Source organism: Ornithinicoccus sp., assembly GCF_057176825.1.
Genome location: NZ_CM169976.1, coordinates 797,243 through 818,052, shown reverse-complemented (window position 1 = coordinate 818,052; position 20,810 = coordinate 797,243). Strand labels below are relative to the sequence as shown.

At 71.7% G+C, this 20,810-nt stretch carries 16 protein-coding genes and 1 pseudogene; 5 read left to right on the top strand and 12 right to left on the bottom strand.

What is annotated here, in order from left to right:
• The 7 genes from AC1QRC_RS04255 to AC1QRC_RS04225 form a co-directional block, all read right to left on the bottom strand.
• On the bottom strand, positions 1–1,128 hold the full coding sequence (locus AC1QRC_RS04255) for a P1 family peptidase (RefSeq protein WP_484205575.1): 1,128 nt from the start codon (positions 1,126–1,128) through the stop codon (positions 1–3).
• Positions 1,125–2,873: a dipeptide ABC transporter ATP-binding protein gene (locus tag AC1QRC_RS04250; RefSeq protein ID WP_484205574.1), complete on the bottom strand. Its 1,749-nt coding sequence runs from the start codon at positions 2,871–2,873 to the stop codon at positions 1,125–1,127. Before AC1QRC_RS04250 ends, AC1QRC_RS04255 begins: the two co-directional genes overlap by 4 nt.
• The gene (locus tag AC1QRC_RS04245) at positions 2,870–3,700 is read right to left on the bottom strand and encodes an ABC transporter permease (protein WP_484205573.1); all 831 of its coding nucleotides are present in this window, start codon (positions 3,698–3,700) and stop codon (positions 2,870–2,872) included. Before AC1QRC_RS04245 ends, AC1QRC_RS04250 begins: the two co-directional genes overlap by 4 nt.
• On the bottom strand, positions 3,700–4,647 hold the full coding sequence (locus AC1QRC_RS04240; protein WP_484205572.1) for an ABC transporter permease: 948 nt from the start codon (positions 4,645–4,647) through the stop codon (positions 3,700–3,702). The genes AC1QRC_RS04245 and AC1QRC_RS04240 overlap by 1 nt, the downstream gene beginning before the upstream one ends.
• Before the next feature lie 36 nt (positions 4,648–4,683).
• Positions 4,684–6,210, bottom strand: coding sequence for an ABC transporter substrate-binding protein (locus tag AC1QRC_RS04235; protein WP_484205571.1), 1,527 nt, complete (start codon positions 6,208–6,210; stop codon positions 4,684–4,686).
• A 183-nt stretch (positions 6,211–6,393) separates the two neighbouring features.
• On the bottom strand, positions 6,394–7,215 hold the full coding sequence (locus AC1QRC_RS04230) for an ABC transporter permease (protein ID WP_484205570.1): 822 nt from the start codon (positions 7,213–7,215) through the stop codon (positions 6,394–6,396).
• Positions 7,212–8,111, bottom strand: coding sequence for an ABC transporter ATP-binding protein (locus AC1QRC_RS04225; RefSeq protein ID WP_484205569.1), 900 nt, complete (start codon positions 8,109–8,111; stop codon positions 7,212–7,214). Before AC1QRC_RS04225 ends, AC1QRC_RS04230 begins: the two co-directional genes overlap by 4 nt.
• A gap of 142 nt (positions 8,112–8,253) precedes the next feature.
• Here AC1QRC_RS04225 and AC1QRC_RS04220 point away from each other — a divergent pair, with 142 nt between their 5' ends.
• The 3 genes from AC1QRC_RS04220 (at position 8,254) to AC1QRC_RS04210 (ending at position 12,156) form a co-directional block, all read left to right on the top strand.
• Complete coding sequence (locus tag AC1QRC_RS04220) at positions 8,254–9,444, top strand: sensor histidine kinase (protein WP_484205568.1); 1,191 nt, start codon at positions 8,254–8,256, stop codon at positions 9,442–9,444.
• Positions 9,432–10,118 carry a response regulator transcription factor gene (locus tag AC1QRC_RS04215; RefSeq protein ID WP_484205567.1) on the top strand — a complete coding sequence of 229 codons (687 nt, stop codon included), beginning with the start codon at positions 9,432–9,434 and terminating at the stop codon, positions 10,116–10,118. Before AC1QRC_RS04220 ends, AC1QRC_RS04215 begins: the two co-directional genes overlap by 13 nt.
• A 163-nt stretch (positions 10,119–10,281) precedes the next feature.
• Positions 10,282–12,156: an acyl-CoA dehydrogenase gene (locus AC1QRC_RS04210; RefSeq protein ID WP_484205566.1), complete on the top strand. Its 1,875-nt coding sequence runs from the start codon at positions 10,282–10,284 to the stop codon at positions 12,154–12,156.
• A 298-nt stretch (positions 12,157–12,454) separates the two neighbouring features.
• On the opposite strand, the gene AC1QRC_RS04205 is transcribed toward AC1QRC_RS04210, so the two are convergent.
• Together AC1QRC_RS04205 and AC1QRC_RS04200 are read right to left on the bottom strand one after the other, a co-directional pair.
• The gene (locus tag AC1QRC_RS04205) at positions 12,455–13,258 is read right to left on the bottom strand and encodes a carbon-nitrogen family hydrolase (protein ID WP_484205565.1); all 804 of its coding nucleotides are present in this window, start codon (positions 13,256–13,258) and stop codon (positions 12,455–12,457) included.
• Complete coding sequence (locus AC1QRC_RS04200) at positions 13,255–15,264, bottom strand: bifunctional copper resistance protein CopD/cytochrome c oxidase assembly protein (protein ID WP_484205564.1); 2,010 nt, start codon at positions 15,262–15,264, stop codon at positions 13,255–13,257. Before AC1QRC_RS04200 ends, AC1QRC_RS04205 begins: the two co-directional genes overlap by 4 nt.
• A 189-nt stretch (positions 15,265–15,453) precedes the next feature.
• Here AC1QRC_RS04200 and AC1QRC_RS04195 point away from each other — a divergent pair, with 189 nt between their 5' ends.
• Both AC1QRC_RS04195 and AC1QRC_RS04190 read left to right on the top strand, forming a co-directional pair.
• Positions 15,454–16,161, top strand: coding sequence for a maleylpyruvate isomerase mycothiol-dependent enzyme family protein (locus AC1QRC_RS04195; RefSeq protein ID WP_484205563.1), 708 nt, complete (start codon positions 15,454–15,456; stop codon positions 16,159–16,161).
• A gap of 318 nt (positions 16,162–16,479) precedes the next feature.
• Complete coding sequence (locus tag AC1QRC_RS04190; RefSeq protein WP_484205562.1) at positions 16,480–16,956, top strand: hypothetical protein; 477 nt, start codon at positions 16,480–16,482, stop codon at positions 16,954–16,956.
• A 102-nt stretch (positions 16,957–17,058) separates the two neighbouring features.
• Here AC1QRC_RS04190 and AC1QRC_RS04185 read toward each other — a convergent pair whose 3' ends face one another.
• The 3 genes and pseudogenes from AC1QRC_RS04185 to pdhA all read right to left on the bottom strand — a co-directional run bounded on the left by AC1QRC_RS04185 (position 17,059) and on the right by pdhA (position 20,793).
• Positions 17,059–18,588, bottom strand: a complete 1,530-nt coding sequence (locus AC1QRC_RS04185; RefSeq protein WP_484205561.1) for a dihydrolipoamide acetyltransferase family protein — start codon at positions 18,586–18,588, stop codon at positions 17,059–17,061.
• 36 nt (positions 18,589–18,624) lie between these two features.
• Positions 18,625–19,605 carry an alpha-ketoacid dehydrogenase subunit beta gene (locus AC1QRC_RS04180; RefSeq protein ID WP_484205560.1) on the bottom strand — a complete coding sequence of 327 codons (981 nt, stop codon included), beginning with the start codon at positions 19,603–19,605 and terminating at the stop codon, positions 18,625–18,627.
• Positions 19,605–20,793 (bottom strand): annotated as a pseudogene (gene pdhA, locus AC1QRC_RS04175) (pyruvate dehydrogenase (acetyl-transferring) E1 component subunit alpha). Before pdhA ends, AC1QRC_RS04180 begins: the two are co-directional and overlap by 1 nt.
• Between the last annotated feature and the right edge of the window lie 17 nt (positions 20,794–20,810).

Genomic DNA, 20,810 nt, shown 5'->3' with positions numbered 1-20,810 from the left:
TCATCCACGGATCGCGCTGGGGAACACCTCGCGGTAGGAGCGCCAGGCCCCGGCGGGCGTGCGCACTGTCTCCGCGGCGAGCAGGCCCCGCACGATGGCGCGGGTGACGCACCCGGCGGCGGCGTCGAGCAGCCAGTGGAACGCGACCGGGTCGGGCGCACCACGCTCCCCGGTCGCCAGGGTGAACAGGGTGTCCCCGTCGACCATCGTGTGCACGGGGCTGATCGCCCGGGCCATCCCGTCGTGCCCGACACCGGCAACCTTCGAGCACTGGGCCTTGGTGAGCGTGGCATCGGTCGCCACCACCCCGATCGTGGTGGCCAGGGTGCGGGGCAGCCCGGCGCGGTCGGTCTCGGCGCCCGCCCGGACCGCCGCCGCCAACTCGTCCGGGTGGGGGACCGACAGCCCGTATGCCGATCCGCCGGCTCCGGCGCCCAGGTCACCCTCCAGCAGGTGCCGGGCCCCGAGCAGCTCGCCGGTACGCAAGTCGACGGCCGATCCTGCGGCGTTCACGACGACGAGGGCGGCGACGGTCGTGCCGTCCGGCAGGACCGCGCTGGCCGTGCCGACCCCGCCCTTCAGTCCGCCTGCCTGCGCGCCCGTGCCGGCGCCGACAGCACCCTGCTCCGGCGCCGCGGTGCTGGCGGCGGCGACCGCGGCCGCGCCGAAGCCGGCGTCCGGCCGGCACGCGGCATCCCCTCCGCGCCCGAGGTCGAAGATCACCGCGGCAGGCACGATCGGGACCAGCACCGACCCGGGCGGCGCCCCGGCCGAGACCTCCACGGCGCGCCGGACGGGGACGGTGAGCCCTGTCCCCTCGGCGTCCAGGGCGTCCATCACGCCGTCGGCGGCGGCGAGCCCGAACGCGCTGCCGCCGGTGAGCACCACGGCATGCACGCGCTCGACCTGGTTGCGCGGATCGAGCAGGTCGGTCTCCCGGGTGCCGGGTCCACCGCCTCGCACGTCGACCCCGCCGGTGGCGCCCCCGTCGGGTGAGCCGCGGCCGGGCGAGAGCACGACGGTGGTGCCGGTGAGCCAGCCGTCACCGACCCGCTGGTGCTGCCCGACCTGCAGGCCGCCCACGTCGACGAGACTGTTGGTGGGTCCCGGTCGCAGGTCCTGGGTCATGGTCCCTCCTCCGCGGCCGCGCGGGTCTGCGCGGCGAGCTCGGCCGCGGTGCGCCCCTCTAGGGCCGCGTCCAGTCGCGGCACGGCCGCCAGCAACTGGCGGGTGTAGGGGTGCTGCGGGTCGGCATACAACTGCTCGGTCGGGGCCACCTCGACGAAGCTGCCCTGCCGCATCACCGCCACCCGGTCGCACACGTGCCGGACCACCGACAGGTCGTGCGAGACGAACACCAGGGTCAGGTCGAAGGTGTCGACGACCTCGTCGATCAGGTCCAGCACCTGGGCGCGCACGGAGACGTCGAGCGCGCTGACCGGTTCGTCGGCGACCAGGATGTCCGGGTTGGGTGCCAGCGCCCGGGCGATGGAGATCCGCTGCCGCTGCCCGCCGGAGAACTGGTGCGGGTAGCGCCGTGCCGCGTCGGCCGACAGCCCCACGGCCTCCAGCAGCTCGACGACCCGGTCGCGCCGCTCGGCGGCGGTGCCGATCCCCTGCCCGACCAGCGGCTCGGCCACGATGTCAGCGACCCGCATCCGGGGGTCCAGCGAGCTCATCGGGTCCTGGAAGACCAGTTGCAGCCGCTCCCGCAGCCACCCGAGCTGCCGCGGCGACCGGTCGTGGATCAGTCGGCCCTCGATCAGGAGCTCGCCGTGCGTGGGCTGGTCGAGGCCGCAGATCATCCGCAACAGAGTCGACTTGCCCGACCCTGACTCCCCCACGATGCCGAACCGCTCGCCGCGGGCGATGTCGACGCTGACGTCCTGGACGGCGTGCACGACCGGGGGTCGCTCGGTGAGCCGGGTCCGGGCCCGGTGGAAGTCCCTGCCCACCCCGCGCACGGTGATGGCGGGGTCGCTGCCGGCCTCGTGCGCCTGCTCGTCGGCCGTTGGCGCCTGCTCTTCGGCCGTTGGCACCAGCTCGGCGGCCCGGGGGGCCAGCTCGCTGGCCGCCAGCAGCGTGCGCGTGTAGTCGTGCCGGGGCGCGGTGAAGACCTGCTGCACGGGGCCGGCCTCCACGATCCTGCCCTCGTGCATGACCAGCACCCGCTCGCAGGTGGAGGCGACGACGGCGAGGTCGTGGGTGATGAACAGCAGCGCCGCGTCGCGGTCGGCGACGCCGCGCAACAGCACGTCGAGGACCAGCGCCTGGACCGTGACGTCCAGCGCCGTGGTCGGCTCGTCACAGATCAGCAGCATCGGGTCGTTGGCCAGGGCGATCGCGGTGACCACCCGCTGCCGCTGCCCGCCGGAGAGCTGGTGCGGGAAGGAGCGGGCCAGCCGCTCGGGCTCGGGCAACCCCACCTGGTCCAACAGGTCAACTGCGCGGCGCCGGGCCTGCGCGCGGCTCGCACCACCGTGCAACGTCATCGTCTCGGCGATCTGGGCGCCGACCCGCATCGTCGGGTTGAGCGCGGTCATCGGCTCCTGGAAGACCATGCCCATGGCGTCGCCCCTGATCCTGGCCAGTCGCCGCTCGGACCGGGTCAGCAGGTTGCCGTCCTGGCCGGCAAGGCCGACCCGGCCCGTGGCGGACAGGCCCTCGGGGAGCAGCCCCATCACCGAGAGCGCGGTGAGCGACTTGCCGGAGCCGGACTCCCCGATCAGGCCGACCCGCTCACCGCGGCCGATCTCGAAGGAGACGTCGTGCAGCAGGCGCTCCTCCCCGACATGGACGTGCAGTCCCGACACGGACAGCACGGTGTGCTCGCCGCCGGGGTCCCCGGTGGTCTCCACGGGCTGGGCGGTCATCGGCGCACCACCCGCTGCAGCTTCGGGTCCAGGTAGTCGCGCAGCCCGTCGCCAAACAGGTTGAACCCGAGGACGGCCAGGGCGATCGCGGCGCCCGGGATGAGGGCCAGGTGCGGTGCCGCCCGCAACGTCGACTGCGCCTCGTAGAGCATCCGGCCCCACGACGCCTGCCCGGTCGGCGTGCCCAGGCCGAGGTAGGCCAGCGCCGCCTCCGCCAGGATCGCGATGGCGAAGCTCACCGACGCCTGGACGATGATCAGGCCCGCGACGTTCGGCAGCACGTGTCGCCCGGCGATCGCGAGCGGGGACCGCCCGGCGGCGCGGGCCGCGGTGACGTATTCGGTGCCCATGACCTGCAGCGCCCCGGACCGGGTGATCCGGGCAAACGAGGGGATCGTGGCGATGCCGATGGCGATCATCGCGACCCTGGTGCTGCCGCCGTAGATCGCGGCGAACATGATCGCCAGCAGCAGCGCCGGGAAGGCCAGCAGGATGTCGTTGCCCCGCATCACCAGTTGGCCGAGCCACCCTGGGGACATGGCGGCGAGGATCCCGATGGGCACCCCCACCACGGCGGCCACACCCACGGCGACCAGCCCGACATACAGGGTCGTGCGCGACCCGATCACGATCTGGGTGAACACATCCCGCCGGAACCGGTCGGTGCCGAGCCAGAACTCCCCGTTGGGCGTCTGGTAGGACTCGGTCGGCAGGACCTTCATCGGCGGGTGGGGCGTCCACACGTAGGACAGCAGCGCCAACCCGACGACGACGGCCACGATGAGGCCCCCGATCAGCAGGGAGGCGTTCAGCCGGCGCCCACCCATCAGCGCCCACCCCGCAGCCGCGGGTCGATCAGCAGGTAGAGCGCGTCGACCACGAAGTTGATCACCAGCACCGCCACGACCAGCACCATGACCACGGCCTGGATGGTGAGCAGCTCCCGGTCGGCCACCGAGTCCAGCAGCAGGGTGCCCAGGCCGGGGATGACGAAGACGCGCTCGATCACCACGGCCCCGATGAGCAGGGTGGCCAATTGCAGACCGAGCACGGTCACGACCGGGATGGAGGCGTTGCGCAGCCCGTGCCGCAGCAGCGCCGGCATCGGGCGCAGTCCCTTGGCGCGGGCCGTGCGCAGGTAGTCCTCCCGCAGCACGTCCAGCACCGCACTGCGCACGTAGCGTGCCAGCACCGCGGCCTGCACCAGGGCCAGGGAGACCGCGGGGAGCACCAGCCGCCTGAGGAACTCGACGGGGTCCTGCGCCGGCGGCACCCAGCCCCCCGACGGGACCCACCGCAATCGCACCGCGAACACCGCGATCAGCAGGATCCCGGCCAGGAACGCCGGGATGGCCACCCCGAGCTGGGACAGGGCCGAGGCGATCACCCCGTCCGCGTGCCGGTGCCGCACCGCCATCCAGGTGCCCACCGGCAGCGCCACCACGACCGCCAGGACCATCGCGGCCCCGACGAGCCACAGGGTGACGAGCAGCCGGTCGGCGATCTGTGGGCCGATCGCCGCCTTGGACAGGAACTCGATGCCCGGGTCGAACCGGAGCAACCCACCGACCCAGGACAGGTACTGCTCCAGGATCGGCCGGTCCAGACCGAACTCGGTGCGCAGCCGGGCCACCGCCTCCTCCGAGGCGTTCACCCCCAGCGCGACCCGCGCGGGGTCCCCCGGGAGCACCCGCATGAAGGCGAAGACCACGACCGAGCTGATCGCCAGGCTCGCCAGGAGCACCCCCAGGCGCCGTGCCAGGTGGAGCACCATCAGTGCGCGACCGCCCGTCGGGGGGCAGTCACGCGATCAGTCGCGGGCAAGGTCGGCCAGGTCGAAGGACTCGCTGATGGCGTTCTCCGGCAGGCCGGTGATGGCGGGGTCCGCGACGATGATGTTGGGCATCACGAACAGGAAGTCGGCCGCGGCGTCCTCAGAGAGCAGGGCAGCGGCCTCACTCAACGCCGCCTGCTGCTCCTCCGGGGTCCCCGCGTCTGCCTCATCCAGCAGCGCCACGAAGTCCGGGTCGCCGTACTGGGTGTAGTAGTCGGGGTCACCGAAGACTGCCCGCATGTCCCGCGGCTCGACGTGGGCGATGATCGACATCTCGTAGTCGGCGTTGGTGAACACGTCCTCCAACCAGGCCGCCGGGAACTCCAGCTGGTCGATGGTCACCTCGAAGCCCACGTCCTCCAGCATCGACTCCACCACCGTGCCGCACGCCACGGCATACGGCAGGCTCGGGATCCGCAGCCGCACCTGGGCACCGTCGGCGTCCGCCTCCGCGAGCAGCTCCTGCGCCGCCTCCGGGTCGTAGGGATAGTCGCCGGTCCGGTCCTCGAACCACGGGTCGGTCGGGGGGACCATGCTGCCGATCAGCTCACCCCGCCCGGCCCAGCACGTCTCGAGCAGGCTCTCGTGGTCGATGGCGTGCCGGGCGGCCTGGCGGACCCGCAGGTCGTCGAACGGCGCCGCGCTGTTGTTCATCGACAGCACCACCTCCCCATTGGTGGTGCCCTCGATGATCTGGTGGTCCTCCCCCTCGAACTCCCTCAGCGACTCCGGCGCCTGCACCGTGCCGATGACGTCGATCTGCTCGGTGAGCAGGGCGTTGTTGAGCGCCGTCGCGTCCGCGAAGTACTGGAACGCCACCTCATCGAAGAACGGCTCCTCGCCCCAGTAGTCGGCGTTGCGCTCCAGGGTGATCGCACTGCCGCGCTGCCAGTCGGCGAAGGTGAACGGCCCGGTGCCCACGGCCGTCGTCGCCAGGTCCTCCACCCCGCCCTCGTCGAAGATCGCGCCCACCCGGGTGGTCATCGAGTAGAGCCAGCTGTTGCTGGGCCGCGACAGAGTGACGGTGACCTCGTGGTCGCCCGTCGCCTCGACCGACTCCACGACATCCATCTGTGCCTTCAGGCTGATCGTCCACGCGTCGGACTGGACCCGCTCGATGGAGAACACCACGTCGTCGGCGGTGAAGTCCTCGCCGTTGCTGAACGTCACGCCCTCGGCCAGGGTGAAGGTGTAGGTCAACCCGTCGTCACTGACCTGCCAGTCCGTGGCGAGGGAGGGGACGATCTCGCCGTCCTGGTCCACCTTCACCAGGGTCTCGTAGACGTTGTAGAGCAGCACCTGCGGGATGGCCGCACCGTCACTGGTGGTGAAGTCCAGACTGGCCGGCTCGGCCACCAGGCCGATGGTCACGCTGTCGGACCCGCCCTCCGGCGCGTCCCCGGACTCACCGCTCTCGTCGGTGCTCGACCCCGCGTTGCAGGCGCCCAACAGCAGCACCCCGCCCAACGCAACAGCAAGCGTCCCCGTCCTCGTCAACCTCATGCCTGGTCACCTCTCCGGCCTCCGGTGCGTGTGTGGGCATCCTGCCCTACGAAGGTCACGGGCCGGTGACGACCCCCTCGGCCCACGACATACCGGATCCGGACATGCGTCGGCGGGACCGGTCACAACGTCCGGTCCCGCCGACGACTTTCCCCTGTGCGGGGTGGGGGCACTAGCCGCGGGTCACTTGACCTCGCGGCGCAGCACGCGCCACACCCCGATGGCCAGTGGCAGCCCAAGCCACACGGCCGTCGATACGCCGAGCTTGGCCCACTCCTGGCCCGTCAGCGCCTCCCCCAAGGTCAGTGGTGCCTGCGTCACGCCCAGGTCCAACCAGGCTGCGGCATCGCGCATCCAGGAGACCAGTGCTGCGAGCATGGACCACACCATGGGGAGAATCAGATACCCGACGATGGCCGCCGGGGTGTTCAACAACGCCAACCCGAAGGCGACGCCCTGGCCCACGCTGAGGAGCGTCAGCAGGGCCATGCCCCCGATCAGCCACCAGTTCAGGTCCCACACCGCGGTGGCGTCGCGGAAGACTGTCGCCGCGAAGTGGCCGGCTGCCGCCAGGACGATCGCCACCAGGAAGGCGACGACGCCCAGGAACAGCGAGCTCACGACCTTGGCGGCGATGATCCGTCCCCGCCGCGGCTCCAGCGAGAAGGTCGTCATCGCGGTGCGCTGGGACCACTCCGAGGTCGCGGTGAGGATCCCGAGGATCGGCACCAGGATGGCCAGCGGCGTGGAGGTCGCCACCAGGTAGTCCATGAAGGAGTGGTTGCCGCCGTTGACCCCGAGCATGATGGCGATGACCGCGGCCACCACGAGCCCGATGCTGATCAGGAACCAGCGGCCGGCGAGGGTGTCGATCTGCTTGCGGGTCTCCACCCGGACCAGGCGCCCGAAGGAGACGGCCGACACGGGGGCGTCGATGCTCGGGAGGGAGAACCCGGGGCGGATCGTGCCGACCTGCCGGGTGTCCTCGAGGGTCTGGGTGCTCATGCTGCGGCCTCCTTGCGGGCGTCGTCCGAGGTCAGGGTCAGGAACATCTCTTCCAGGCCCTGGTTGTCACCCGGTCGCAGCTCCTCGAGCACGATCCGGTGGTCGGCGGCGACCTGCCCGACCCGGAGGGCCTCGGCCTCGACCTGGAGCCCGCCGCTGGGCAGCACCTCGACAGTCAGGTTCTGCTGGGACAGCGCCGCCGCGAGAGCGTGGTCGTCCGAGCTGCGCACCAGGCAACCGGAGGGCCGCAGGAGCTCCTCCTTGGTGCCCTGCGCGACGATCTTGCCCCGCCCGATCACCACGATGTCGTCCGCGATCTTCTCGATCTCGTGCAGCAGGTGCGAGGAGAGCAGCACCGTGCCGCCCTCGCGGGCGAACGTGCCGAGCAGGTCCCGCATCCAGCGGATACCTGCCGGGTCGAGTCCGTTGGCGGGCTCGTCCAGGATCAGCACCTCGGGGTCACCGAGCAGCGCGTGGGCCAGGCCGAGGCGCTGGCGCATCCCGAGGGAGTAGTTGCGGATCCGCCGCTCGGACTCCTTCTTGGTCAGCCCCACCACCTCGAGCATCTGGTCGACCCGTCGCCGGTCGATGCCCAGGGTCATCGCACCCAGGGTCAGCACCTCGCGGCCGGTGCGGCCGGCGTGCTGGGCCGAGGCGTCGAGCAGGACACCGACGTGGCGTCCGGGGTTGGTCAGGGAGGCGTAGGGCTTCCCGAGCACCAGCGCCGCCCCGGAGGTCGGCGGGGTGAGCCCGGTCATCACACGCATGGTGGTGGACTTGCCCGCCCCGTTGGGACCGAGGAAGCCGGTCACCCGGCCGGCCTCGGCAGTGAACGTCACATCGTCCACCGCGGTGAAGTCCCCGTAGGTCCTCACGAGATTGGTCACTGAGATCATGGGATCCATCGTGCGGGCCGTCGGGGGGTGCGCACATCGGTCTGCAGTCTGGACCTGCCCCCTACTTTCGTACGCCTCTGGGATGAGGCTGCCTAGTCTTTGGGTGGCAGACTCCGCCCCGCGGGCGACCTAGGCTCAGGTCATGCGACTCGGTGTGCCTGCGACCTCCCTGTGGGGTGAGACCTGGCGGGTCGTGGCGGCGGTGCTCATCGGTGCGCTGCTGTGGCTGTTGTCCTGGGCGACCATCGACCTCGAGGGACGGGTCGGCCCGGAGTGGTGGCTGGCCCTGGTGGACCCGGCCGTCGGGCTGGCCGGCACCGCACTCCTGCTGTTCCGGCGCCGCTGGCCGCTGTTCGTCGCGCTCGTCCTCACCATCACCTCCGGCGTCGCCGTGTCGGTGGCCGGAGCTGGCGCCATCGCCCTGGTGTCCATGGCGACCCGCCGCAACTGGCGCGAGGTCCTGGCCGTGACGCCTTTCTTCCTGGCCGCCGCCCCGGCCTGGGACCTGCTGTTCCCGCCGACCGAACCCGGCCGCTGGCACCTGGTCACGTCCCTGGTGATCCAGGCCCTGAGCCTGATCACCTGCGTCGCCGTCGGCTACTACATCGGCGTGCGCCGCGACAACATCGCGGCCCTGCGGGAGCGCGCCGAGACTGCCGAGCGGGAGCAGGGCCGCCGCGTCGAGCAGGCCCGCGCCACCGAGCGGGCCAGGATCGCCCGGGAGATGCACGACGTGCTGGCCCACCGGATCAGCCTGATCGCCATGCACTCCGGGATCCTCACCTACCGGGAGGACCTGCCCCCGGAGCAGGTGCGGGAGATCGCCGCGACCCTGCGGGACAACGCCGACCAGGCCGTCACCGAGCTGCGGGAGGTCCTCGGGGTGCTCCGCGGGGCGCAGGACCCCGGCCAGCCCCTCGGTCCGCAACCTGACCTGACCCGGCTCGGCGACCTCATCGAGGAGGTCCGCGAGGGCGGCACCCCGCTGCAACTGAACCTGCGGGTGCAGGTGGGGGACGTCCCCGAGACGATCAGCCGGCACGCCTACCGCATCGTGCAGGAGGGGCTGACCAACGCCCGCAAGCACGCCCCCGGGATGCCGGTCACCGTCGCCCTCGCGGGCGGACCCACCGACGGTCTGGAGGTCACGGTCGTGAACCAGCCCATGGCATACGGCACCACTCCCCCGCAGGAGTCCGCCCAGGGCAGCGGGTCCGGGCTGGGGCTGCTCGGCCTGGCCGAGCGCGCCGTCCTCAGCGGGGGCCGGCTGACCTACGGCAGCGACCGGGGAGGGCGGTTCACGGTGCGGGCCTGGTTACCGTGGGAGGCGTGAGCGTGATCTCGGTCGTCCTGGTCGACGACGACGCCCTCGTGCGCACCGGGCTGCGACTGATCCTGGGCGGCGCCGCCGACATCGACGTCGTCGGCGAGGCGGCCGACGGTCGGACCGGTGTCGACCTGGCCCGGACGCTGCGCCCCGACGTGGTGCTGATGGACATCCGGATGCCCCGGATGGACGGGCTGGCGGCCACCCGGGAACTGCTCGGTGACAACGAGCCGCCCAAGGTCATCGTGCTGACGACCTTCGACACCGACGACATGGTGCTCGAGGCGCTCCAGATCGGGGCCCACGGCTTCCTGCTCAAGAGCACCCACCCCGAGCGGCTGGTCGAGGCGATCCACACGGTGGCCGGCGGCGAGCCCATGCTGTCGCCCTCGGTCACCGCGCAGCTGATCGCCAGGGTCCGGACCGTCGACGCCACGCCCCCCGAGCATGACCGCAAGGCCCGCGCGAACCGTCTGCTGGACGGGCTCACGGACCGGGAGCGCGAGGTCGCGATCGGGATCGGCCAGGGGTGGTCCAACGCCGAGATCGCGGCGCGGCTCTACATGGGGGTGCCCACCGTCAAGGCGCACGTCTCCCGCCTGCTCACCAAGCTCGGCGCGGGCAACCGCACCCAGGTCGCCCTGGTGGTGCACGACGCCGGGCTCACCGGCGACTCCTGACGACGCCGTCCGCCCCGCCGCCGGGGGCCTCGGCATACTCCCCGTCGGTCACGGATCGCAGTTACCCCCGGGTAGGCAGGGGCCTCGTCCCCGGCTATACTCAACTAACAGGTACGGCGAGTATCGGGAACAGTTGACGAGCGTGAGATCGCAGAGGTGCGTCATGAGCCACTACAAGAGCAACCTGAGGGACCTGGAGTTCAACCTCTTCGAGGTGCTGGACCGCCAGGAGGTGCTCGGGTCCGGCCCGTTCGGGGACGTCGACGCCGACACCGCGCGTGACGTGCTGGCTCAGGTGGCCACCCTTGCCGAGCGTGAGCTGGGGCCCAGCCTGCTCTCCTCCGACCGCAACCCGCCGGTCCTGGACCCCGAGACCGGCGAGGTCACCATGGACCAGGCGTTCGTCGACTCCTACCGGGCCTTCGTGGACTCGGAGTGGTGGCGGATCGGGCTCTCCGAGGAGATCGGCGGCACCCCCGCACCACCCTCGCTGACCTGGGCCCTCTCCGAGTTGCTGCTCGGCGCCAACCCCGCGCTGAAGATGTACGCCGCCGGCTTCACCTTCGCCGAGGTGCTCTACCAGTTGGGCACTCCCGCCCAGCAGCACCTGGCCACGCTGATGACCGAGCACGCCTGGGGCGCCACCATGGTGCTGACCGAGCCGGACGCCGGCTCCGACGTCGGTGCTGGCCGGACCCGCGCGGTCCAGGCCGAGGACGGCACCTGGCACATCGAGGGGGTCAAGCGGTTCATCACCTCCGGTGAGGCACCGTTCTACGACAACGTCATCCACTTCGTGCTCGCCAGGCCCGAGGGGGCCGGCCCCGGCACCAAGGGCCTGTCGCTGTTCATCGTCCCCAAGTTCCACGTGGACCCGGAGACCGGTGAGCTGGGGGAGCGCAACGGCGTGCAGGTCAGCAACATCGAGCACAAGATGGGCCTCAAGACCTCGACGACCTGTGAGCTGCGGTTCGGTGAGGACCCTTCGCGCCCCGCGGTCGGGACGCTGCTGGGCGAGGTGCACGACGGGATCGCCCAGATGTTCCGTGTCATCGAGTACGCCCGGATGCTGGTGGGCACCAAGGCGATCGCCACGCTGTCCACCGGCTACCTCAACGCGCTGGAGTACGCCAAGGAACGGGTGCAGGGCTCGGACCTGACCCAGATGGCCGACAAGACCGCCCCCCGCGTGACGATCACGCACCACCCGGACGTGCGCCGCTCCCTGATGCTGCAGAAGTCGTATGCCGAGGGGCTGCGGGCCCTGATGCTCTACACGGCGAGCTTCCAGGACACGGTCATGGCCGCCCAGGCCGAGACCGGCACCGAGGACCTGCCCGAGGGGTCGCCGGCGATCATGGCCCGCCGCGTCAACGACCTGCTGCTGCCGGTCGTCAAGGGGTGCGGCTCCGAGCGGGCGTGGACCCTGCTGGGCACCGAGTCGCTGCAGACCTTCGGCGGCTCCGGCTTCCTCCAGGACTACCCCGTCGAGCAGTACGTGCGCGACGCCAAGATCGACAGCCTCTACGAGGGCACGACGGCGATCCAGGGCATGGACTTCTTCTTCCGCAAGATCGTCCGCGACAACGGTGAGGCCCTGAGCTTCCTGGCCGAGCAGGTGCTGGAGCTCGTCAAGGGCGGCTCGGCCGACGACCCGTTCGCCACCGAACGCGCGCTGCTCGGCACCGCCCTGGAGGACGTCCAGGGCATGGTCGAGTTCATGGTCGGCCGGCTCATGGCGGCCGACCCCCGCAGCGGTGGCGACGCCCAGAAGCTGTACGACGTCGGTCTCAACACGACCCGGCTGCTGATGTCCTTCGGCGATCTCATCGTCGGCTGGCTGCTGCTGCGCCACGCCGTGGTGGCCCAGGCCGCGCTGGACTCCGGCGCCTCCGGCTCGGACGAGGCGTTCTACCAGGGAAAGGTGGCCGCTGCCCGCTTCTTCGCACGCACGGTGCTGCCCCGCCTCACCTCCGAACGGGCCATCACCACCGAGACCGACAGCTCCCTGATGGACCTGCCCGAGGCCGCCTTCTAACCCTCACCCCCACCAGACGCGTCGTCTGGCGGGCGGTCCTCACCCCCACCAGACGCCTGGCCTGGCGCTCACAGCCGGCACCGAACGTCTGGTCTGGCGCTCACAGCCGGCACCGAACGTCTGGTCTGGCGCTCACAGCCGGCACCGGACGGGTGATCTGGCGGCGCTTCCGCGGAACGTCGCCAGACGACCCGTCTGGTCACCCGTAGGACCGCCAGACCACACGTCCGGTCACCCGTGAAACCGCCATATCACCCGTCCGGTCGATGGGTGGGAGGGTGGGAAGGAGGGCGGGGAGCTACAGGCGGCGGTCGCGGAGCACGGGGAACTTCTCCCGCGCCGCTGCGACGGCGCCGGGATCGATCTCGACCGAGAGGACCTCCTCGTCGGTCCCCGCCTCGGCCAGCACCGTCCCCCAGGGGTCGATGACGGCACTGTGCCCGCCCATCTCGGTGCCCGCATGCGTGCCGGCGGTGTTGCAGGCCACGACGTAGCACTGGTCCTCGATCGCTCGGGCACGCAGCAGCAACCGCCACGCCTCCACCCTCGCGGCCGGCCACGCGGCCGGGATCAGGAAGAGCTCGGCGCCGAGATCGAGCTGGGCGCGATACAGCTCGGGGAACCGCAGGTCGTAGCAGGTCGAGAGGCCGGCGCGGAGGCCAGCCGCCGGGGCCGGCAGGTCCGTCACCACCACGTCGGCGCCCGCCTCCAGCAACCGGGGCTCGCCGACGCCGAACCCGAAGCGGTGCACCTTGCGGTAGCGCGTCACCAACTCACCGTCCGGCCCAATCAGCACCGAGGTGTTCCACAGCCCACGCCCCTCCGGCCCGTCCTCGCCCACCGGCCGCTCCACCAGGGAACCGCCGTGGAGCACCGCCCCGATCTCGCGCGCCACGGCGGCCAGCGACTGGACGACGGGGCCGTCGACGGGTTGCGCCCGGTCCGGCCACACCTCGTAGTCGAACCCGCCCGCGCTCCACAGCTCGGGAAGCACCACCAGGTCGTGCCCGTCCTGGGCGCGGACGAGCTCCAGGACGCGGCGGGCGCGCTCCTCCTCGGGCTCCCCGTCACCGTAGGAGAGTTGGATCACGGCAATCTTCACTGTGGCCTCCGTGCGTTGCGTCGGGCGAGTTCCTGCAAGTGTTCGTTGTATGCCGTGAGCTCGGCATCTCCGTCGCGCTCGGCCCGCCGGTCGGACCGGGCCGCCTCCCGGGTGTCGCTGCGGAACCAGTCCAGCGCCAACAGCAGGGCCAGGACCAGCGTCGGGACCTCCCCGATCCCCCAGGCGATACCCCCCGCCAGCTGCTGGTCGGCCAACAAGTCGGGCACGTAGGGCACCTCGATCGCCTTGAAGAAGCCCGGCGCGAGCAGCCAGGTGCCACTCATCAGCGCAAGACCGAAGAAGGCGTGGGCAGCCAAGGTGCCGATGAGCACCATCATCCGCAGGGGCGCGGGCCACTTCGGGGGCCCGGGGTCGGTGCCGATGAGGGACCACACGAAGGCGTAGCCGGTGAGCGTGAAGTGCACCACCATCACCACGTGCCCGGAGTGGGTGGTCAGCGACCAGGGGAACCACTCGGTCCAGTAGAACGCCACCAGGCTGCCGAAGAAGATGACCCCGGCCACCAACGGGTTGACCACGAACGAGGCGTACCGGGAGTGGACCACCGCCAGCAGGATCTCCCGCAGACCCAGCGTGGCATCCTTGCGGGCCGGCAGGCCGCGCAGCGCCAGGGTGACGGGTGCGGCCAGGACCAGGAAGATCGGCACCGCCATCATCAGCAGCATGTGCATCACCATGTGCTGGGAGAACATGATCCTGCCGTAGACGCCGGGGGCGCCGTTGGTCGCGTAGACAAAGACCGCCCAGCCGATCACCCAGCAGATCGTCCGGTGCAGCGGCCAGCTGTCGCCGCGGCGCCGCAGCCGGGTGACCCAGACCAGGTAGCTCGCGACCGCGACCACGGCCGTCGGCAGGAAGAGCCAGTTGATCTCCCAGACGGTGACCAGGCGGGACAGCTCCCACTCCGGCGGCATCGGGTAGCCGGTGAGCTCCAGCACCGGGGTGTTGGGCAGGCGCTCGACCTCGGGCGTCGCGGTCCGGGACAGGGCCACCGCCAGTCCCATCGCGACGCCCATCACGGCGAGCTCGGTGAGGGCCAGCCGGGCGAACGCCGAGGACCGCTCCACGCCCCGGTCCAGCAGCCGTTCGCGCTGTTGGTAGCCGATGCCACCGAGGGCCCCCAGCGCCAACACCTTGCCCCACAGCACCAGCCAGTAGGCGCTGGTGAGGTCGCCGGGGTCGTCGACCTCCAGCATCGCGAACAGCACCCCGGAGACGGCCACCGCGCCGTAGCACCACAGCGCCACCGTGGAGAAGCGGCGCAGGGTCGGCTCCACCGCCTTGCCGAGGACGGGGCGCAGGACCACGATCGCCAGCAGCCCGCCGACCCACACCGACACCCCGAAGAGGTGGAACATCAGCGCCGTCATCGCCTGCTCGTGACCCTCGGTGCCGCTCGCGTGACCCGCGAAGCTCAACGGCAGGAGGGCGGCCAGGGACAGCAGGAACGCCCAGGCCAGCGCGCCGCGGGTGCGTGCGAACCAGGCGAGGGGTGCCAGTGCCGTGGCGAGCAGCGTCTCCAGGAGCAGCAGTCGGGTCAGCTCGAGCGCCCACAGGTTGTCGAGCAGATCGGTCCAGAACCCGGGAGTGCTCGGCGCGAGACCGGCGACGTCGGCGAAGGCGAAGACGAGGCCGACGGCCGCAGAGCCCGCCCACACCGCCGCCGCCCAGCCCGCCGCCCGCGCCGCGGTCTCCCGCCGGGAGGTCGCCCGACCCTCCGGCGCCAGGAACGCCGCGACCAGCAGCATCCCGACGGCCAGCGCCGCGGCGAGGTTGTGCACCACGTCCACGACCGGGAGCCCGACACGCACCATCGGGCCGGCATCCATGAGGAGCTGCCCGCCCAGGGCACCCGAGGCGGCACCCACGAGCAGCGCGACCGGGAGCGCGAGGCCGATCAGCCCCAGCGCGGGGAACCACCGCAACGCCACCCCGGCGGCAGGCTGCCGGGGTGTCTCGGTCACGGTGTCGGGAGCGGGGGGCACGCCCCCATGCTAGGTAGGCTGGCCGTATGCCGATCCACCCCGCTCCGCCCGACGACCTCCCCGAGCTGGTCGAGGCGTTCCGCCAGGGGGTGCAGGCGGTCGTGGACCTGGGGGCCGGGTGCCGCCCGGACGACTTCGCCCGCCCGACCTCCTGCCCGGGGTGGACCGCTGCAGGACCACCTGGCGCACGTGGCCGCGGTCGAGGCCTACCTGGACGGGGCGCCCCACCCCGAGGTGGAGCTCCCCGAGGGCGACCACGTCCACCACGAGTTCGCGGCCTGGATGGAGCAGGGCGTGCAGGCCCGCCGGGGCACACCGGGCGAGGCGGTGGTCAGCGAGCTGCAGACGCTGCTGCACAACCGGCTCTCCACCCTGGCCAACCCGGACCTCACCCTGGAGACCGAGGTCCGCGCTCCGATGGAGCAGACCATGGCCCTGGGACCGTTGCTGCGGCTGCGCCTGATGGATATCTGGACGCACGAGCAGGACGTCCGGGAGGCCCTGGACCGCCCGGGTGGCCTGGACACGGTCGGCGCCGCGGTGTTCCTCGACGCGCTAGAACGCTCGTTCCCGGTCCTGCTCGCCAAGCGGTTGGACCTGGCCGAGGGCACGACGGTGATCCTGGACTGCACCGGGCCGGTCACCGCCCGGATCGGGGGCAAGATGGCACGCGACTCCGAGGGGCGTCCCTGGGTGCACACGCTCTTCACCGGCGAGACGGAGCAGGCCACCGAGAGCCCTGCGGTCGAGGGTCCCACCACCACGATCATCGCCTCCACCGACGCCCTCACCCGCCGCGCCGCGGGACGGCGCACGACCGTCGACACGGCATACCAGGTGGTCGGTGACGAGGACCTGGCGGCGCGGGTGCTGGACGCCCTCGTCATCACCCCCTGACCGACCCGCCGCGGAACGCGCCGCGCCACAATCGGTTTGAGTTTCCCCGGCAAAAGGCGCACAGTGAGTGGGTGGCGCATGCCGCCTCCGCACCCGCGTGAGGCTGGCGCCGCCCAGGGGACAATGACGCCGCCGACCAGCACAGATGACCGTGCGGAGCGGCTGCGCCCTGCCCCCTCACCGGAAGCCGATGAGGAGAGAACCTGATGAAGAAGACCAGCCTGCTTGCCCTGGCCCTGACCGCGACCGTTGCCCTGGGCGCGTGCAGCAGTGAGGATGAGCCCGCCGACGACACCACCGCCGTGCAGGACGAGGGCGGTGCGGACGAGGGCGGGACCGACGACGCGGGCGAGACCGACGACGCCGGCGCCGACGAGGCACGACGACGCCGACGCCGGGGCCGACGACGACGCCGCCACCGACGACGGCGCCGGCGCGACCGGTGCCGCCGGCAGCTACGCCGACCCGGCCTGCGAGGAGTTCTTCACCGAGGGTGGCCCGCTGGCCGACCGCGCCGACGCGGCCCGCGAGGCGCTGACCAACGGCGACATCGTCGACATGGCGACCTACGGCGAGGTCAACCTCCTCAAGCAGCGCATCGACGCGACCTCGGCCTCCGCCCCCGAGGACATCAGCGCCCTGCTCGACGAGGTGAACGCGCCGTTCGCCGAGACGGTCACCGCCGTCACCGACGGGGACGCCGTCGACGAGGACGGTGCCATCTCCCTGCCCGAGATCGACGTGCAGGGCTCGGCCGACGCCCAGGGCGAGCTGGAGACCGCCTGCGCCGGCTGATCCCGGCCACTCGCCGCACTCGGCGGCACCGTATGCCGAACGGCGCCCTCCCCTCGGGGTGGGCGCCGTTCGGCGTTTGTGGGCGCGGTAGCCGGCGGGGGCTCAGCCCCAGACCAGTGCCTGCGCCGGGTCCTCCATGATCGCGGCCAGGTCCGAGAGGAACTTCGAGCCGAGTTCGCCATCGATCAGCCGGTGGTCGAACGACACCGCGAGCTGGGTGACCCACCGGGGCACGATCTCCTCCGTGCCGTCCGGGCCGGTCACCACCCACGGCTGGCGGCGGACCGCGCCGAAGCACACGATCGCCGACTCCCCCGGGTTGATGATCGGGGTCCCGGTGTCGACGCCGAACACGCCGACGTTGGTGATCGTGATGGTGCCCCCGGACATCTCCGCGGGTTGGGTGCGGCCGGCCCGCGCGGTCTCGACCAGGTGGCCCATGGCGTCGGCCAGCTGACGCAGGTCCATCAGGTCGGCGTCCTTGATGTTGGGCACGATCAGCCCACGCGGGGTCGCGGCGGCAATGCCCAGGTTGACGTAGTTGCGCTGCACGATCTCCTGCGCCGCCTCGTCCCACACGGCGACCATGCCGGGGTTGCGCTTGACCGCCAGGATCAGTGCCTTGGCCAGGATCAGCAGCGGGGAGACCTTGGTGTCGCGGAACTCGCGGCTGCGCTTCAACCGGTCGACCAGGTCCATCGTGGCCGTCACGTCCACGGTGATGAACTCGGTCACGTGCGGCGCGGTGAACGCCGACCCGACCATCGCCTGCGCCGTCATCTTGCGCACGCCCTTGACCGGGGTGCGGGTCTCACGCTCACCCGCGCGGTCGAACACCGGGGCCGCGTATGCCGTGGGGCGCGACCCTGCATCGCCAGCCTCAGCGGCCGGTCCCGCGGGCGGGGCCTCGGGGGCCGCTGCGGCCCCAGCGGGGTCCTGGGCGCCGGAGGCGTGGGCGTCGATGTCGGCCCGGGTGATCACGCCGTCCTCGCGGGTCGGGATGATCAGGGCCAGGTCGACCCCCAGGTCCTTGGCGTACTTGCGGACCGGCGGCTTGGCCAGCGGTTTGGGCCCGGCGGGCGTCGCGGGCGCAGCGGCGGGAGCAGCCGCAGCGGCGGGAGAGGCCGCGGGTGCGGGCGCCGAGGGCGCGGGGGCAGCGGGGTGGGCCGACCGTGCCTGGGCGGCACCCGCGTCACCGGCTGCCGCGGGCGGCGGCGGGGCGTCCGGGATGCCCCGGGACCGCTTGCGGGGTCGTCGTGAGGTCGACCCCTCGGAGGGTCCGTAGCCGACCAGGTTGGCTTCTCTCTTGGGGGAGTCCTCCGCCGCTGCTGGCTCGGCCGCTGCGGGCTCGGAGGCCGGAGCCGCCTCGGGGGCCGCGGCAGCGCCGCCTCCCCCGTCGCCGTTGTCGATCACGATGATCGGGGTCCCGACCTCCACGGTGTCGCCCTCGGCCGCCAGCAGCTCCACGACGGTGCCCTCCCAGGGGATGGGCAGCTCGACGAGGGACTTGGCGGTCTCGATCTCGACCACGATGTCGTTGACCTTGACCTGGTCGCCGGCCTTGACCTTCCAGGTCACGATCTCGGCCTCGACCAGGCCCTCACCGGGGTCGGGGAGCTTGAACTGCGGCATGGGTGGGACTCCTGTGGGTCAGTCGTCGAGGGTGGGTCAGTAGTCGAGCGAGGTGTCGACGGCGTCCAGGATCCGGTCCAGGTCCGGCAGGAACACCTCCTCGTGGCGGCTCGGGGGGTAGGGGATGTTGTAGCCACCCACCCGCAGCACCGGCGCCTCCAGTGCGTAGAAGCACTCCTGCTGCACGAGGGCCGCCAGCTCCGCGCCCATCCCCAGGAAGGTCTGCGCCTCGTGCACCACGACGGCGCGCCCGGTCTTGCTCACCGAGCCGACGATGGTGTCGCGGTCCAGCGGCGACAGCGAGCGCAGGTCCACCACCTCGACGGAGCGACCCTCCTCGGCTGCCGCCTCGGCGGCGGCCACACAGGTTTTGAGCATCGGCCCGTAGGTGAGCAGGGTCAGGTCGGTGCCCTCGCGCCGCACGACGGCGTCGTGCAGCCCGTGGGGGGCGGTGTCACCCAGGTCGACCTCGCCGCGCTCGTGGTAGCGGCGCTTGGGCTCGTAGAGCACGACCGGGTCGTCGCTGGCGATCGCCTGCTGCATCATCCAGTAGGCGTCCTCGGCGGTGGAGGTGGTGACCACCCGGAGCCCGGCGGTGTGCGCGAAGTAGGCCTCGTTGGACTCGCTGTGGTGCTCGACCGCGCCGATGCCCCCGCCGTAGGGGATGCGGATGACCATCGGCAGCCGCAGGTGCCCCAGCGAGCGGTAGTGCATCTTGGAGACCTGGCTGATGATCTGGTCGAACGCGGGATAGACGAAGCCGTCGAACTGGATCTCCACGACCGGCCGGTAGCCGCGCAGCGCCAGACCCACCGCGGCCCCCATGATCCCCGACTCGGCCAGCGGCGTGTCGATGACCCGCTCCTCGCCGAAGTCCTTCTGCAGGTGCTCGGTGATCCGGAACACCCCGCCCAGCTTGCCGACGTCCTCCCCCATCAGGACGACCTTCGGGTCCGCCTCCATCGCCGCGCGCATTCCCCCGTTGAGCGCCTTGGCGATCGTCATCTTCTGGCTCATCAGGCCTCCTCGAAGCTGTCGTGGTAGGCCACGAACTCGGCACGCTCCCGTTCCACCAACGGGTGCGGGTCGACATACACGTCGGCGAACATGTCCTCGTGCGGCGGGTTCGGCATCTGCTGGCAGGCGGTGCGGATCCGGGCCGCCAACGCGTCGGCCTCGGCGTCGACCTCGGTGAACCAGTCGTCGTCGGCGATCCCCTCGGTCTGCAGGAGCTTGCGCAGCCGGTCGATCGGGTCCTTGGCCCGCCAGGCGTCGACCTCCGCAGCGATGCGGTACTTGGTGGGGTCGTCGGACGTGGTGTGCGCGCCCATCCGGTAGGTGAAGGCCTCGATCAGCGTCGGGCCCTGCCCGGACCGGGCCCGTTCCAGGGCCTGCCGGGTCACCGCGAGCGTGGCCAGCACGTCGTTGCCGTCCACCCGCACGCCGGGGAAGCCGAAGCCGCGGGCCCGCTGGTAGGGCGGGATGACGAACTGGCGCTCGTTCGGCTCGGAGATCGCCCAGTGGTTGTTCTGCACGAAGAAGACGACGGGGGCGTGCGACACGGCGGCGAACACCAGCGCCTCGTTGTAGTCGCCCTGGGCCGTGCCGCCATCACCGGTGAAGGCCATCACCGCGGTGTCCCGCTCCGAGGTCGCCGGAGCCGACGGCGCCGTCGCGCTGCACCCCCATGGCGTACCCGGTGGCGTGCAGCATCTGGTTGCCGATCACGATCGTGTAGAGGTGGAAGTTGTTCTCGTTGGAGTCCCACCCGCCGTGGTTGACCCCGCGGAACATGCCGAGCAGGTTCACCGGGTCGACGCCCTTGCACCAGGCGACACCGTGCTCCCGGTAGCCGGGGAAGGCGTAGTCCTGCGGGCGCATCGCCCGGCCGGCGCCCACCTGGGCGGCCTCCTGGCCCAGCAGCGAGGGCCACAGCCCCAACTCGCCCTGGCGCTGGAGCGCGTGGCCCTCGGAGTCGACCCGGCGCACCAGCACCAGGTCGCGGTAGAGGCCGCGCAGCACGTCGGCGTCGACATCCTCGAGGTAGGAGGCGAAGGGGGCGTTGGCCTCCGTCTGCCCCACCCGACGCCCGTCACTGTCCAGGAACTGGACCATCTCGGGGCCGCCGTCGGTGATGTCCCGGACAGGTGGCTCGTGGGTCGCGGGCGCGCTGGTCGGCGCCTGCGCGACGGCGTCGTCGCTCACAGGTAGGTGCTCCTTCA